Raw genomic sequence first — 15060 nt, 5'->3', positions numbered from 1 at the left:
AGCGTGGGACACGAGGACCTCCTGGTCGTGGTGCGGAACCTTCAGCAGTCCCACTCCACACCGGGAGGTCCTCACCCACGTCACGACGCGCTCACACGCTCACGTCGCACTCACCCGACCAACGTCCCTGGGCAGTACAGCTAGCCGACCCGCCCGCCGAGGCCCACGACGGGCTGGCCGAGCGGCGCGCCGGAGCCGTCGCGGCGCCCGACCTCCTCCGGCAGGGGCACCGCGGCGCCCGAGGACGCCCCGGCCACCACCGGACCGGCGCCGACGAAGGCGAGCACGAGGGCGTCCTCCCCGCGCAGGAAGCGGTGGCAGCGCACGCCCCCGGTGCCGCGGCCCTTGGCGGGGTACTCGGTGAAGGGCGCCACCTTGGCGGTGCCGTTCTCGGTGCCCGGCAGGGCGTTCGACGACCCGGCGACCGTGACGACCCGGGCGTCCGCCTCGTCCCCTGCGGCTACGGCCCCCAGGGCGACGACGCGGGCGCCGGCGGCCAGCCGCACGCCGGCCATCCCGCCGGCGGCCCGGCCCTGGGGGCGCACGGCCGTGACGGGGAAGCGCAGCAGCTGGGCGTCGCTGGTCACCAGGACGAGGTCGCGGTCGTCGTCGGGCAGGTCGAGGGCGCCGACCACCTCGTCCCCGTCCCGGAGCCCGACGACGGGGAACTCCTCCCGCGCGGGCGCCTCGCCGGGCGCGACCCGCTTCACCACCCCGCCCGCCGTCGCGAGCGCCAGCCCGCCGCCGCCCTCGGGGACGTCGAGGCGCGCGAGCCCGACGACGCGCTCGCCGCGCTCGAGGCCCGTGGTGAAGTCCACGAGCGGGGCCCCGCCGGCCAGCGAGGGCGCCCCGTGCACCGGCGGCAGGGCCGGCACGTCGACGACCGGCAGCCGCAGGACGCGCCCGCGGCTCGTGACGGCGCCCACCTCGCCGCGCGCGCTCGTCCGCACCGCGCTGACCACCACGTCGTGCGCCGCGCGGTCGGCACCGGGGAGCCCGGCCGGCACGGGAGGCGGGGCGGGGGCGTCGCCGTCGGCGGCGCTGGAGGTCCGCGCGAGCAGGCCCGTGGCCGACAGCAGCAGCCAGCAGGTGAAGTCGGGCACCTCCAGCGGGGCCGCGGGGCCTCGTGCGCGCGCGCCGCGCGCCGCGGTGGCGGTCGCGCCGGAGGCCTCCAGCAGCACCGTGCGCCGCGGCGTCCCGTGCTCGCGGGCGACCTCCGCCAGCTCGTCGGAGACGACGCCGCGCAGGCGCTGCTCGTCCCCGAGGATCGCCTCGAGCTCGGCGATGGTCGCGCGCAGCTCGTCGCGCCGGCTCTCGAGCTCGAGCGTGGAGAAGCGGGTCAGGCGCCGCAGCTGCAGCTCGAGGATGTGCTCGGCCTGGGCCTGGCTCAGCTCGAAGACGGTCATGAGCCGCTCGCGGGCCGCGGCCGCGTCGTCGCTGGAGCGGATGACGGCGATGACCTCGTCGATGTCCGCGACGGCGACGAGCAGGCCCTCGACGAGGTGCAGGCGCTCGGAGGCCCGCCGCAGGCGGTACCGGCTGCGGCGGCGCACGACGTCCAGCCGGTGCTCGACGTAGACGGACAGCAGCTCGCGCAGCCCGAGCGTGCGCGGCTGGCCCTCGACGAGGCAGACGTTGTTCACGCCGAAGGAGTCCTCCATCGGCGTGAGGCGGTACAGCTGCTCCAGCACGGCGTCCGGGTCGAAGCCCGACTTCACCTCGACCACCAGGCGCAGGCCGCTCTCGCGGTCGGTGAGGTCCTGGACGTCCGAGACGCCCTGCAGGCGTCGGGACTTCACCGCGTCGGCGATCTTCTCGACGACGCGCTCGGGGCCGACGCCGTAGGGCAGCTCGGTGACGACGATGCCCTTGCGGCGCGGGGTGATCTGCTCCACGCGCGTGGTGGCCCGGGTGCGGAAGGTCCCGCGGCCGGAGGCGTAGGCCTCGCGGACCCCGTCGAGGCCGATGATCCGCCCCCCGGAGGGCAGGTCGGGGCCCGGCACGAAGCGCAGGAGGTCCTCGAGCGTCGCGTCCGGGCGCTCGATGAGGTGGCGCGCGGCGGCGACGACCTCGACGAGGTTGTGCGGCGGCATGTTGGTGGCCATGCCGACGGCGATGCCGCTGGCGCCGTTGACGAGCAGGTTCGGCAGCGCCGAGGGCAGCACGCCGGGCTGCTGCAGCGAGCCGTCGTAGTTGGGGACGAGGTCGACGACGTCCTCGTCGAGGTCGGCCACCATCAGCGAGGCGGACGCCGCCATGCGGGCCTCGGTGTAGCGGGCGGCCGCGGGGCCGTCGTCGAGCGAGCCGAAGTTGCCGTGGCCGTCGACCAGGGGCAGCCGCAGGCTGAACGGCTGCGCCATCCGCACCATGGCGTCGTAGATGGCCGTGTCCCCGTGGGGGTGCAGCTTGCCCATGACCTCGCCGACGACGCGGCTGCACTTGACGTGCGCGCGCTCCGGGCGCAGGCCCATGTCCGCCATCGCGTAGAGGATCCGGCGCTGCACGGGCTTGAGGCCGTCGCGCGCGTCGGGCAGCGCCCGGGCGTAGATGACGGAGTAGGCGTACTCGAGGAAGGAGCCCTCCATCTCGGCCGCGACGTCGATGTCGACGACGCGGCCCTCGCCCGGGGGCGGGCCGGCGGGGGCGGAGGTGCGGCGTGCCATGGGCCCATCCTCGCGGACGCTCCGCCCCGGTCAGCGCAGCGGCGTCCCGAAGCGGCCGTCGTGGGCGACGTCGTCCAGCGGGCGCCGGCGGGAGGCGCGCGGGCCCCCGGGCGGCGGGCCGTCCGGGTGCGGCGCCGGGGTCCCGAGGGCGACGGCCATGACGGGGACCCGGTCCGGCGGCACGCCGAAGGCCTCCCGCACGGCGGCCACCCGCGCGGTCGGGACCGCGAAGGGGCAGGCGCCGAGGCCGGCGTGCTCGGCGCCCAGCAGCAGCAGGGCCACGGCCATGCCGGTGTCGACGTGCCAGTAGGGCACGGGCCACCGCGCCGCCGGGTCCGCCGGCGCGTGGTCCCCGGAGGCCTTGTCCGCCAGCGCGTACCGCTCGCGGTAGGCCTCCTCGCGGCTCCAGGCGAGGACGAGCGCGGGGGCCGTGCGCAGGCCCCGCAGCCAGCGGTCGGGCGGGCGCACGGGGTCGGTCGTCGCGGCCCAGTAGCGCGCGACGTCCCCGGGGCCGGCGAGCACGAGGAAGTCCCAGCCCTGCGACGCGCCGGCGCTCGGGGCGCGCGTCGCCAGGTCCACCAGCTCGCGCAGGAGCCCGCGCGGCACAGGGGCGCCGGCGTCGAAGGACCGGCAGGCGCGCCGCGCGCGGACGACGTCGGGCAGCTCCACGGACCTGGTGGCCTCTCGTCGTCGGCGCGCCGGGGGGACGGCGGGGGAAGGCTACGGAGGCCGGGGGAGGGCGGGGCCGTCGGGGGCGGCGCGTCGGGGGGCGGCGCGTCGGGGGGCGGGGCGCGGGTCCCGGTCGCCGTCAGCCGCCGCCGCTACTCTCCGAGGCGTGGAGGAGGCACCCGGCTACCCGCGCCACTGGGAGGCGGACGTGCTGCTGCGCGACGGCGGCACGGCGCACCTGCGACCCATCACGCCCGAGGACGCCGAGGCGCTCCAGCGCTTCCACGTCGCCCAGTCGGCCGAGTCGGTCTACCTGCGCTTCTTCTCCGCGATGCCGCGGCTGTCCGAGCGCGACCTGCGCCGGTTCACCCGCGTCGACCACCTCGACCGGGTGGCCCTCGTGGCCACCATCGGCGACGACATCGTCGGGATCGGGCGCTACGACCGCCTGGACGAGGGCTCCGGCGGGCGCAGCACCGCGGAGGTCGCCTTCAACATCTCCGACGCCCACCAGGGCCGGGGCCTGGGCTCGGTGCTCCTGGAGCACCTGGCCGCGGCGGCGCGCGAGCGGGGCATCCACCGGTTCGTGGCCGAGGTGCTGCCGCAGAACCGCAAGATGACCGGCGTCTTCCAGGACGCCGGCTACGAGGTCACGCACGCCTACGACGACGGCGTCGTCAGCCTGGGCTTCGACATCGACCCGACCGAGCGGTCCCTGGCCGTGACGGCCGCCCGCGAGCACCGCGCCGAGGCCAGCAGCCTCGAGGCCCTGCTGACGCCCCGCTCGGTGGCGGTGGTCGGCGCGAGCCGCCGGCCGGGGTCGGTCGGCGGGGTCCTGCTGCGCGACCTGCTGCGCGGCGGCTACACCGGGCGCCTGCACGCCGTGCACCCCGAGGCGCTCGCCGTCGAGGGCGTCACCGCCTTCGAGAGCCTGCGCGACCTGCCCGAGCCGGTGGACCTCGTGGTCGTCGCCGTGCCGGCGGAGTCGGTCCTGCAGGTGGTCCGCGACGCCGCCCTGGTGAGCGCGCGCGGCGTGGTCGTCGTCTCCAGCGGCTTCGCCGAGACGGGGCCGCAGGGCCTGGAGCGCCAGCGGGCCCTGGTGCGGCTGGCGCGGGCCAACGGGATGCGCGTGGTGGGCCCCAACTCCTTCGGGCTGCTGAGCACCGACCCGCAGCTGCGCCTGAACGCCTCCCTGGCCCCGGACCTGCCCCCCGAGGGCGGCCTCGGCCTGTTCAGCCAGTCGGGCGCGCTGGGGGTGGCGGTGCTCTCCTCGGCGTCCCGCCGCGGCCTGGGCGTCTCCAGCTTCGTCTCGGCGGGCAACCGCGCGGACGTCTCCGGCAACGACCTCATGCAGTTCTGGGAGGAGGACCCGCGCACGCGCGTCGTCGGCCTCTACCTGGAGAGCGTCGGCAACCCGCGCAAGTTCTCACGCATCGCCCGGCGGCTCTCGCGCGCCAAGCCGGTCGTCGTCGTCAAGTCGGGCACGACCGGGGGGGCGCCGCCCGGGCACGCCGTGCGCGCCTCGCGGGCGCCGGGCGAGGCCCTGGACGCCATGCTCAAGCAGGCGGGCGTCATCCGGGTCGAGACGATCCACCAGCTCTTCGACACCGCCCAGCTGCTCGTCGCGCAGCCGCTGCCGGCGGGGGAGCGGGTGGCCGTCGTCGGCAACTCCGCCGCCCTGGGTGCGCTGGCGTCCGGGGCGCTGCTCAGCTGGGGGCTGCAGGTCCCCGAGCCGCCGCTGTCCGTCCACCCCGAGGCCGACGCCGCCGAGTGCGCCCGGGCGGTCGAGGAGGTCTTCGCGCGCGAGGACGTCGACGCCGTCGTGGCCTGCTTCGCGCCCCCGCTCGGGGTCGTCGACGCCGACGTCGCCCGCGCCCTGGCCCGCACCGCGGCCGCCTCCGAGCGCACCACCGTGGCCTGCTTCCTCGGCATGCACGGCGTCGACGAGTCCCTGTCCGCCCCGGGGCCGGACGGGCGGCCGCGCGTCGTGCCGGCCTACCCGAGCCCGGAGGACGCGGTGCGGGCCCTGGTGTCCGCCGTCCGCTACGCGCAGTGGCGCCAGCGCGACCCCGGACCCCGGGTCGCCCCCGAGGGCGTCGACGTCGACGCGGCGCGCGCCGTCGTCGACGCGGCCCTGGCGGGCCTGCCCCCCGACGAGGACGGCCGGGTCGCGCTCGAGCTCGGCCCTGCCGCCGCCGGCCGGCTGCTGGCCTGCTACGGCATCCACCTGGAGCCCTCGCACGTCGTGGGCGGCGTCGAGGACGCGCTGGCGGCCGCGGAGGAGATCGGCTACCCGCTGGCCCTGCGCTTCGCCGACCGCGCCCTGCGCCGCCGGCGCGACCTCGGGGGCATGCGCACCGACATCGGCTCGCCGGAGGAGCTGCGCGGGGACTGGCGGGCCCTGACCTCCCAGCCCGGGGTCGCCGGGGCGCCCGTGCTGGTGCAGCGCATGGCGCCGCCCGGGGCGGCTGTGACGGTCAGCACCATGGAGGACGAGCTCTTCGGCCCCCTGGTCTCCTTCGGGCTGGCGGGGGACGCCACCGAGCTCCTCGGCGACCTCGCCCACCGCATCCCGCCCCTGACGACGGGGGACGTCGCCGACCTCGTGCGGGGGGTGCGCGCCGCGCCGCGCCTCTTCGGCTACCGCGGCAGCCCTCGCCTCGACGTCGCCGCCCTCGAGGACCTGATCGCCCGTGCCAGCGTGCTCGCCGACGACCTCCCCGAGGTGGCGGAGATGTCGCTGAGCCCGGTCGTGGTCTCCCAGCAGGGCCTGACGGTGCTGCTCGCGCGCGTGCGCCTCGAGCGGGTCTCGCGCCGGCGCGCCGACACGGGCTCCCGGCGCGTCCTGCGCTGAGCCGGCCGGCGAGGGGGCCGACGCCCCCGGGTCAGGCCCCCGCAGCGCCCCGCGGCCGCACGGGGAGGCCCAGGTCCGCCAGCTCCTGCGGCGTGCGGGTCGTGAGCAGCCAGTCGCGGTGCACGGGGTCGGCGTGCGGGCGCTCGTGCTCGACGAGGGCGTCGTCGGTCACGAGCAGCGCCCGGTAGCCCAGGCCCTCCAGCGCGCGCTCGACGGCGCCCGCGTCGGCGGCCGGCAGCAGCTCGCACAGGACGTCCGGGCGGGAGTGCTCGAGCAGGCGGCGCCCGGAGGCGAGGACCTCCCCCTCGGCGCCCTCGACGTCGATCTTGACGACGGTGGCGCCGGTGCCCCCGGGCGTGCGGTCGAGGAGGGCGTCCAGGGAGGTGGTGGGCACGAGCACGCCGTCCTCCACCTCGCCGGCCGAGGACAGGAAGTCGGGCAGCGCGGACCCGCCGCGGCCCGAGGGCACCCGCAGCACCCCGCCGTCGCGCCCGACCCCGGCGAGGTGGACCTCGACGTGCGGCAGCAGGTCGTTGGCGAGGAGGTTGTCGACCAGCGCGACCGCGTTGGCGGGCACCAGCTCGAAGGCGTGCACGCGGGCGGCCGGCTCCGCCAGCGCCGAGACGAGCGAGAAGACCCCGGTGTAGGCGCCCACGTCGAGCACGGTCCGGGCCCCGGGCACGAGCCGCGCGAAGACCTCGAGGGCGAGCTGGTCGGCGCCGCCGGGCCGGCGCCCGCCGCCCCAGTAGAGCTCCTTGGCGACGACGCACCGGGCGGGGGAGAGCATCGTGAACTCGTGGCCGGCCACCCGGCCGGTCACCCGGCGGACGGTCATCGGGGCGGGGAGCCGGCTCGCCGCGGCGGTCCCGCGGCGCGCCCGCACGACGGCGTGCAGCATCGGGGAGGCGACCGGGACGGAGGCCGCGCGCTTGACGTGGCGCTTGGCCCCGTACCAGGACCTGCGCCGGTCCCGCCGCCGCGCCGCGCGCTCGTCCGCCGGCTGCTGCCCCGGCGCCGCGGCCGGCTCCTGGGCGCTCTCGTGCTCCACGCCGACGACGCTAGCCGCCGGCCCCCCCGCCCGGGAGATCCGCGCAGGACGGACCGTGGCGGCCCGGGGGCGGGCGGGCGCGCGGCCTCCGGGAGGTGGCGGGTGCGGCGAAGGACGAGCCCTGTCGGCGCCAGGTGGCACGATGCGGGCCGTGCCGACGTCACGCCATCCCCGCTCGTCCGGACCCGCTGGCCGCTCCGGCCCCTCCGGGGGCAGGGGCGCGCGCGAGACCCCCGGCGACTCGCTGGCGCCCGAGCTCCGGCGCGCCGTCGAGCACGCGGGCTACTACCCGGCCCTGGTCTCCGACGTCGTCGCCGTCGCGCTGGGCGGGGAGGAGGCGCGGGCGCACCTGGTCCACCAGGAGACGACCTTCGACGGCGAGGAGGTGCGCCGCCACGTCACCGTCGTCGTGCTGACGCCCACCCGCCTCGTCGTCGCGCACGCGGACGACGGCACCGACCTCGTCGAGGGGGGCACCGGCGGGCCGCGCTCGCACGCCGCGGCGGCGTCCACGGAGGCGGTGCCGCTCTCGCAGGTGCGCTCGGTGGTGCTCTCGCACGTCGTCTCGCGCCCCGACCTCTACCGCGGCGGGGACCCGGCGGCGGAGCTGACCGTCACGATCGGCTGGGGCTCGGTGCAGCGGCTCGACCTGGAGCCGGCCTCCTGCGCCGACCCGCAGTGCGACGCCGACCACGGCTACAGCGGCTCCCTGTCCAGCGACGACGTCGTCCTGCGCGTCAGCGCGGCCGCCGACGGGGCGGACGCCGTGGCGCGCGCCCTGCGCTTCGCCGGGGCGCTCTCGGCGGCCACGGCGGGCCGCGCGTCGTCGTGACCCCTCCGGGAGGCGGCGGCGGCGCGGCGGCGCCTCCCGCGGGAGCCCTGGCCGACGTCCTGCCCGCCGCCGCGGCCGCGCTCGGCGCGCCGCAGCGGCCCGTGGGCATCGCGCTCCCGCCCGCCGCCCGCGTGTGCGTCCTGCTCGTCGACGGGCTCGGCGACCGCCTGCTCGCCGCCGCGGGGCGCACGGCCGGGTCCCTCGGCGAGCTGCGCGAGGGCGGGTTCGTGCTGCGCGCCGGGCACCCCTCGACGACGGCGACGTCCATGGGCTCCTTCGGCACCGGCCTGCTCCCCGGCGCGCACGGCCTCGTCGGCTACGAGGTGCTCGACCCCTCCCGCGGCGCGCTGCTCAACGAGCTCGCCTGGGACCCGGCCGTCGACCCCCGGCAGTGGCAGCCCGCGCCCACGGTCTTCGAGCACCTCGTCGCTGCGGGGGTGCCGTGCACCCACGTGGGTCCGCCGCACTTCGCCGGCTCCGGCCTCACCGAGGCGGCCCTGCGCGGGCCCCGGTACGTGGCCGCGCGGTCCCTCCAGGAGCGCGTGGACGCCGCCGCCTCGGCCGTCCGCGCCTCCCCGCGCGCGCTCGTCTACGTCTACTGGGGCGACCTGGACAAGACCGGGCACGAGCGCGGCTGGCAGACCGACGCCTGGGACACCGAGCTCGCCGACGTGGACCTGGCCGTGCGCCAGCTCGCGCGGCGCATGCCCGCCGACGCCCTCCTGCTCGTCACCGCCGACCACGGCATGGTCGACGTCCCGCCCGGGCCGGCGCGGCTGGACCTCGCCGAGGACGGCGACCTCGCCCTGGGCGTGCCGCTGTCGGGCGGGGAGCCCCGGGCGCCGATGCTCTACTGCGCGCCCGGCGAGGCCCCGGCCGTCCTGGCCCGCTGGCGCGCCCGGCTCGGCCCGGGCGCCCAGGTCCTCCTGCGCGAGGACGCCGTCGCGGCGGGCTGGTTCGGCCCCGTGGCGGACCGCGTCCTGCCCCGCATCGGCGACGTCGTCGTGTCCTGCGCGCCCGGGACCTCCGTGCACGACTCCCGCACCCAGCGCCCCCAGCTCAAGGGGCTCGTGGGCATGCACGGCGGCCGCACGGACGACGAGACGCACGTGCCGCTGCTCGTGGTCGCCGGGGCCCGCACCGGCTGACGCGCCGGCGCGGGCGCAGCCCCGGACGTCTCCGGCGGCAGAGGCCGAGGGGTGTCCGGAGGCGGACCCGCGCTCGGGCAGGATGGTCGCCCGTGGCCGAGCTCGTCTTCTTCTCCGGGACCATGGACTGCGGCAAGTCGACGCTGGCGCTGCAGATGGACCACAACCACGCCGCGCGGGGTCGCGGCGGGCTGGTCTTCACCCGCTTCGACCGGTCCGGCCAGGCGGTCGTGTCCAGCCGCCTCGGACTGCGGCGGACGGCCCTCGAGGTCGACGACGGCACCGACCTGTGGGCCGAGGTGGGGCTCCAGCGCACGCGCGGCGCCCGCGTGGACTACCTCGTCTGCGACGAGGCGCAGTTCTACTCCGCCGCCCAGGTCGAGCAGCTCGCGCGCGTCGTCGACGAGCTCGACGTCGACGTCTTCGCCTTCGGCATCACCACCGACTTCCGCACGCGCCTGTTCCCCGGCTCGCAGCGGCTGCTCGAGCTGGCCGACCGCGTGCAGGTGCTCCAGGTCGAGGCCCTGTGCTGGTGCGGGGCCCGGGCCACCCACAACGCCCGCACGCGGGACGGGGTGATGGTCGTCGAGGGTGAGCAGGTCGTCGTCGGGGACGTCGACGGCGGAGGCAGCGGCGAGCCGGAGATCGGCTACGAGGTGCTGTGCCGGCGCCACCACCGGCGCGGGCACACCGCCGCCGTCGCCTCCGTCGCGGCGATGTCCCCGGACGTCCTGCCCTTCGGCTGAGCCGCGCCCGACGCGCGACCTGCGCTCCCCGGCGGCGCCCCCCCGGGGAGCGGGCGGGCCGGGGAGCAGCGGACGGCCGGGGAGCAGCGGACGGCCGGGGAGCAGCGGTCAGTCGCGCTTCTGGCCGAAGACGATGTCGTCCCAGCTCGGCACGCTGGGCCGCGCCCCGCGGCGCGCCGGGCGCGGGGGAGCGGGTTCGCCGTCGTCCTGCGACGCGGACCCCTCGGCCGCGGCGGCGCCGTCCTCGTCCCGCGCGCGGTCCGCGCCGGTCGGTCGGGGGCTGGTCGGTCGGGGCGGCTCGGGCATCAGCTCCTCCTGGCCCGGGACGCCCTCCTCCTCGCTCGCCCTCGCGCTCTGGCCGCGGCGCCGGCGGCGGCGCGAGCGCGCCGAGGGCTCCCCCTCGGAGCCGTCGCGGTCCGCACCAGCCGTCTCCTCGTCGGGGGCCGCGTCGGCGTCCTCGGCCGGAGCCCCGCCGTCCGGTGCCGCGACGCCGTCCAGCGGCTCCAGGGCGAGGACGCCGTCGTCGAGCGCCTCCTCGGGACGCGACGCCGGCGGGTGCGCGGCGGGCGGCTCGCCGGCGGCGTCCCACGGGTCCTCGCCGAGCACCGACCCGTCCTCCGCGCCGGCCGCGCCACCGACCGCCGGGCCCGCCTCGCTCGTGAGGGCCTCGAGCTCGGCCCACGTCAGCGCCTCGAGCTCCTCGTCGTCGGGGTCGGCCAGCGGCTGGCGCCGCCCGCGACGGCCGCGCAGGTGCTCCAGCAGGTCCAGGGTGCGCCCGGCGCGCTCGCGGCGGTCGGCCTCCTCGCGCGCCGCCACGTCCTCGTCCCGCTCCGCCGGCTCCTGCTCGGGTGCCGCCCCGGGCTCCTCGCGGGCCCGGCGACGCGTCTCGCCGCGGGGCTCGTCCCGGTCCGCGCGCTCGCCGCGGCGGCGCGCCAGGTCGACGGGGGACCTGTCCTCGGCGTCGCGGCGCCGGCCGCCGCCGGCCGGCAGCGCGGTGCCGGCCTCGTCGACGTCGTAGACCTCCTCGCGGACGGCCGCCAGGCGCGGGACCGCCGGCCCAGGCGGCGGGACGGCCCCCTCGGCGACGTCCACGGAGGAGAGCCAGCGCGCCTCGTCGTCCAGCGCCTCGAGGTGGGCGCTGCGCAGGTCCAGGGACCACGTGGCGCGGCGCTCGCGCGCGCCGGCCCGGAAGACCGCCTGCACCAGCCACGCGCCGTCCTCGCGGCGCCAGGCGTCCCAGGCCGGCGGGCCCTCGGCGCCCCGGCTGCCGAGGCGCTCGGCCACGAGGTCCTCCAGCGCCGGGCTGCGTCCAGACCCGTCGCGCCAGCGCACGGGGAGCACGCGGGCCTGCGCCGCGACGTGCTCGCGCTCGGCGAGCACAGGACCCTCGTAGCGGCGCACCCGCTCCTCACCGGTGCCGGTGGCGGCGGCGATCTCCGCGGCGTCCTCGCCGGCGCGCAGCCGGGACTGGATCTCCCGGGGCGTCAGCGGCGCGGGCGGGCCCCCCGGAGCCGTCGGCGCCGGGCGGCCCCGGCGGGCGGCGAGCCGCAGGGCGTCGTCCGCGCGGAGGCGGAACCGGGTGCCGTCGGGGGTCGCGAGGACGAGGTGCTCCCCGTCGTCGTCCGCCCCGACGAGCGTCAGGTCCTGCATCGTCGTCCGCCCCTCCGCCCGCTCGGCGCGCCGGCGCTCGTCGCCGGTCGTCGCTGCGGCGCAGCCTGCCACCTCCGCGCCCGCGCGTGGGCGAGGCCCGGCGGCGGGTCCTGCGCACGGGCCGCGGCCGCGCAGCGCGCGCCCGCGCGAGGAGCAGGAGCACGCCGTCGCGCGCGGGCCACCGGGCGCCGACCGCGCGCGGACGAGGGCGGGCTGTTGGCACCATGGGCGCGTGCCCTCTCCCGAGACCCCCGCCGCCCCCGGTGCACCCGCTCCCGGCTCCTCCTCGCCCCTGGCGCCCTACGACGCCCTGCTCCTGCTCTCCTTCGGGGGACCGGAGGGGCACGAGGACGTCATGCCCTTCCTGCGCACCGTGACGGCCGGGCGGGGGATCCCCGACGAGCGCCTCGAGGCCGTCGCCGAGCACTACCACCACTTCGGCGGCAAGAGCCCCATCAACGACCAGAACCGGGCGCTGCTGGCCGCCCTGCGCGCCGACCTCGCCGCACGGGGCCTCGACGTCCCGGTCGCCTGGGGCAACCGGAACTGGGCCCCCTTCGTCACCGACGCCCTCCGCGAGCTGCACGAGGACGGCGCCCGCCGCGTGCTGGTCGTCGCGACGAGCGCCTACGCCTCCTACTCCGGCTGCCGCCAGTACCGCGAGGACGTCGCGGGCGCGCTGGTGCAGCTCGCCGAGGAGGGCCGCGACCTGCAGGTGGACAAGATCCGCCACTACTTCGACGCGCCGGGGTTCGTCGCGGCGAACGTCGACGCGGTGGCCGCGGCCTGGGAGCGCCTGCCCGAGGCCGCGCGCCCGGGCGCCGAGCTGGTCTTCGTCACGCACTCCATCCCCACCGCGATGGCCGACTCCGCCGGCCCCGAGGGCGGTGCCTACGTGCGCCAGCACGAGGACGTCGCGCAGGTCGTCGCCGACGCCGTGCGGCGTCGCGCGGGCGGGGCGGCGCTCCCGTCGGCGCTCGTCTACTGCTCGCGCAGCGGGCCGCCGAGCCAGCCCTGGACCGAGCCGGACGTCAACGACCACCTCGAGGAGCTCGCGGCCCGGGGCGTCCCCGGCGTCGTCGTGGCCCCCATCGGCTTCGTCAGCGACCACATGGAGGTCGTCTACGACCTCGACACCGAGGCGCGCGAGACGGCCGAGCGCCTGGGGCTGCCCATGGAGCGCGCGGGGACCGCGGGCACCGACCCGGCCTTCGTCGCCGCCCTGGTCGACCTCGTCGTGGAGCGCGCCGCCGTGGAGCGCGCCGCGGCGGGGGGGCAGGAGGCGCCCCCGCGCCCCTCGGCCGGGTCGGTCGGCCCCTCGCACGACGTCTGCCCCGTCGGGTGCTGCCCGAACCTGCGCCGCGAGAAGCCGGCCGCGTGCGGTCGGGACTGGCCGGGCGCCCGCGCCCTGGTCGAGTCCGGTGCCGCGACCCCGGGCAGCGGCGCGTGAGCGCCCCCGCAGCCGCCGAGCGCGCCGAGCTGGTCGCGCTCGCCGAGCGCGCCGCCCGCGCCGCCGGTGAGCTCGTGCACCGCGGCCGCCCGGAGCGGCTGGAGGTCCTGGCGACCAAGTCCAGCCCCACCGACGTCGTGACGGCGATGGACACCGCGAGCGAGGCGCTGCTCACCGAGCTCCTGCTCGGGGAGCGACCGCAGGACGGGCTGCTGGGGGAGGAGGGCGGCGCCGCGGGCGGGACGAGCGGCGTCACGTGGGTCGTCGACCCCATCGACGGCACGGTCAACTACCTCTACGGGCTGCCCAGCTACGCGGTCAGCGTGGCCGCGGTCGTCGGCGGGGGAGCGCCCGGCGACCGCCCGGACCCCACGACGTGGACCGTCGTCGCCGGCTGCGTGCACGAGCCGGTCAGCGGGCGCACGTGGACGGCGTCCCTCGGCGGGGGCGCCCGCCTGGACGGTGAGCCCCTGCGCGGGCCGGCGGAGGTGCCCCTCGGCGAGGCCCTCGTGGGCACCGGGTTCGGCTACACGCCGCAGCGCCGCGCCGCGCAGGCCCGGGTGCTCTCGGGCGTCCTGCCGCACGTGCGCGACATCCGGCGCGCCGGCGTCGCCTCGATCGACCTGTGCGCGGTGGGCACGGGGTGGCTGGACGCCTACTACGAGCGGGGGCTGCAGCCCTGGGACCACGCGGCGGGGGCGCTCGTCGCCGCGGAGGCCGGCGCCGTCGTGCGGGGGCTGGCTCCGCACGAGCAGGCGTCCGACCGGTTCTGCCTGGCCGCGGCGCCGGGGCTGGCCGCGACGCTCGGCGACCTCGTCGCGGGCCTGGACCCGCTGCGCGAGGACGCCGTCTAGCGCAGGCGCCTGCGAGGAGGCCGTTCGTGCCGACGGCGCCGCGTGGCGGCGCCGTCGGCACCCGCCGCGCGAGGACGGCTCAGCGCGTGGCGCGCTCGGCCTCGACCTCGGCGGCGGGGAGCGCCACGTCGTTCTCCTCGGCCAGGCGGGCGAGGGACTCGAGCTGGCCGGTGTGCACGCCGACGAGGTAGTCGTCCCCCTCGGCGCGCGCGTGGTCGAGCGCGCTCTGCGCCTCTCGCACGCGCTCGTTGACGTTGCTGGCGAACTCGCTCATCACACCTCCGCAGGGGCGGGCGCGGCGGTGCCGCGCGGGTCTGGGGACTGCGTCCCGCAGCGCGGCGGGGACCGGCTGCCCGTCGAGCGTAGACGGGAGCGGGCCCCTCGCGCGCCCCCCGTCCCCGGCCTCCCGGCCGACCTCGCGAGGGGTCGTCGGGCGTCCACCGGGCCGTCACCGCCGCGCCACCCGCCGGTCACCGAAGAGGTCCGCGAGCCCGGTCCGGGCACCGCCGACCCGAGGAGCCGGCCGTGGCGCCGGCGTCCTCCCGGCGAGACCGGTGGTGACCCGGCGTGTCCACCGGGCACGGGTGGTGCACAATGCGCCGTCGCGCGGGTGCGCAGCACGGGCATCAGGAGCGTCCCTCGGACGTTGGGGCCCACGGTGGGGCTCCCGCCGACCGCGGCGACCAGCGTGCGCCCGAGACCCTCGGCGCCGTGCTCGCCGCGGCGGGCGCGAGGGTGCCCGTGCGAGCACGAGCGCCAGCCCGACCAGCACCGACGACGAACCGACCTGGAGCGTGACGCACGACATGGCCACCGACTACGACGCACCGCGCAAGACCGACGACGAGCTCAACGAGGACTCCATCGAGGAGCTCAAGGCCCGCCGCGCCGACCAGAGCTCGGGCAAGGTCGACGAGGACGAGACCGAGGCCGCCGAGGGCTTCGAGCTCCCCGGCGCCGACCTGTCCAACGAGGAGCTGTCCGTCCGGGTGCTGCCCCGGCAGGCCGACGAGTTCACCTGCTCGTCCTGCTTCCTGGTCCACCACCGGAGCCAGCTCGCGGACGAGTCGACCGCGAGCCGGCTCGTGTGCACGGAGTGCGCTGCCTGACGGGCGCGCCCGCGCGCTCCGACCGGTCGGCCTGCAC

General features: G+C 78.4%; 12 protein-coding genes. 7 read left to right on the top strand and 5 right to left on the bottom strand.

Annotated features, from left to right (window positions below; translation table 11 throughout):
* Positions 1-140: 140 nt before the first annotated feature.
* Both Q0848_RS08855 and Q0848_RS08850 read right to left on the bottom strand, forming a co-directional pair.
* Positions 141-2663, bottom strand: coding sequence for a DNA topoisomerase (ATP-hydrolyzing) subunit A (locus tag Q0848_RS08855; protein ID WP_299036735.1), 2523 nt, complete (start codon positions 2661-2663; stop codon positions 141-143).
* A gap of 30 nt (positions 2664-2693) precedes the next feature.
* A complete protein-coding gene (locus Q0848_RS08850) occupies positions 2694-3332 on the bottom strand; it encodes a nitroreductase family protein (protein ID WP_299036734.1) in 639 nt (212 codons plus the stop codon).
* Between the two features lie 166 nt (positions 3333-3498).
* Between Q0848_RS08850 and Q0848_RS08845 the strand changes: the two genes are divergently transcribed.
* The gene (locus Q0848_RS08845) at positions 3499-6186 is read left to right on the top strand and encodes a GNAT family N-acetyltransferase (RefSeq protein WP_299036733.1); all 2688 of its coding nucleotides are present in this window, start codon (positions 3499-3501) and stop codon (positions 6184-6186) included.
* 31 nt (positions 6187-6217) lie between these two features.
* Here Q0848_RS08845 and Q0848_RS08840 read toward each other — a convergent pair whose 3' ends face one another.
* Positions 6218-7234 carry an FkbM family methyltransferase gene (locus Q0848_RS08840; protein WP_299036732.1) on the bottom strand — a complete coding sequence of 339 codons (1017 nt, stop codon included), beginning with the start codon at positions 7232-7234 and terminating at the stop codon, positions 6218-6220.
* Positions 7235-7385: 151 nt separating this feature from the next.
* Between Q0848_RS08840 and Q0848_RS08835 the strand changes: the two genes are divergently transcribed.
* From Q0848_RS08835 to Q0848_RS08825, 3 genes are all read left to right on the top strand, one after another.
* Positions 7386-8066, top strand: coding sequence for a DUF5998 family protein (locus tag Q0848_RS08835; protein WP_299036731.1), 681 nt, complete (start codon positions 7386-7388; stop codon positions 8064-8066).
* Positions 8063-9214, top strand: a complete 1152-nt coding sequence (locus Q0848_RS08830; RefSeq protein WP_299036730.1) for an alkaline phosphatase family protein — start codon at positions 8063-8065, stop codon at positions 9212-9214. The genes Q0848_RS08835 and Q0848_RS08830 overlap by 4 nt, the downstream gene beginning before the upstream one ends.
* Before the next feature lie 92 nt (positions 9215-9306).
* Positions 9307-9960 carry a thymidine kinase gene (locus Q0848_RS08825; protein ID WP_299036729.1) on the top strand — a complete coding sequence of 218 codons (654 nt, stop codon included), beginning with the start codon at positions 9307-9309 and terminating at the stop codon, positions 9958-9960.
* Positions 9961-10068: 108 nt separating this feature from the next.
* Here the strand turns inward: Q0848_RS08825 and sepH are convergent, their stop codons facing one another.
* Positions 10069-11682, bottom strand: coding sequence for a septation protein SepH (gene sepH / locus Q0848_RS08820; protein WP_299036728.1), 1614 nt, complete (start codon positions 11680-11682; stop codon positions 10069-10071).
* Positions 11683-11842: 160 nt separating this feature from the next.
* Between sepH and Q0848_RS08815 the strand changes: the two genes are divergently transcribed.
* Entirely contained in the window at positions 11843-13060 is a 1218-nt protein-coding gene (locus tag Q0848_RS08815) for a ferrochelatase (protein ID WP_299036727.1), read from the top strand.
* Positions 13057-13914: an inositol monophosphatase family protein gene (locus Q0848_RS08810; RefSeq protein ID WP_299036726.1), complete on the top strand. Its 858-nt coding sequence runs from the start codon at positions 13057-13059 to the stop codon at positions 13912-13914. Before Q0848_RS08815 ends, Q0848_RS08810 begins: the two co-directional genes overlap by 4 nt.
* A 79-nt stretch (positions 13915-13993) precedes the next feature.
* Here Q0848_RS08810 and Q0848_RS08805 read toward each other — a convergent pair whose 3' ends face one another.
* Positions 13994-14188 carry a hypothetical protein gene (locus Q0848_RS08805; RefSeq protein ID WP_299036724.1) on the bottom strand — a complete coding sequence of 65 codons (195 nt, stop codon included), beginning with the start codon at positions 14186-14188 and terminating at the stop codon, positions 13994-13996.
* A 532-nt stretch (positions 14189-14720) separates the two neighbouring features.
* Here Q0848_RS08805 and Q0848_RS08800 point away from each other — a divergent pair.
* Positions 14721-15023, top strand: a complete 303-nt coding sequence (locus Q0848_RS08800) for a DUF4193 domain-containing protein (RefSeq protein ID WP_299036723.1) — start codon at positions 14721-14723, stop codon at positions 15021-15023.
* The last annotated feature ends 37 nt before the right edge of the window (positions 15024-15060 follow it).

The sequence above is a fragment of the uncultured Pseudokineococcus sp. genome (genome assembly GCF_947495735.1).
Taxonomy (GTDB): Bacteria; Actinomycetota; Actinomycetes; order Actinomycetales; family Quadrisphaeraceae; genus Pseudokineococcus.
The sequence above is the reverse complement of the archived record's forward strand: the minus strand, read 5'-3'. Positions and strand labels throughout refer to the sequence as shown.

Coding starts and splice junctions, on each gene's coding strand:
- Q0848_RS08855 (WP_299036735.1), bottom strand. CDS start 2,663: ATGGCACGCCGCACCTCCGCCCCCGCCGGCCCGCCCCCGGGCGAGGGC.
- Q0848_RS08805 (WP_299036724.1), bottom strand. CDS start 14,188: ATGAGCGAGTTCGCCAGCAACGTCAACGAGCGCGTGCGAGAGGCGCAG.
- Q0848_RS08800 (WP_299036723.1), top strand. CDS start 14,721: ATGGCCACCGACTACGACGCACCGCGCAAGACCGACGACGAGCTCAAC.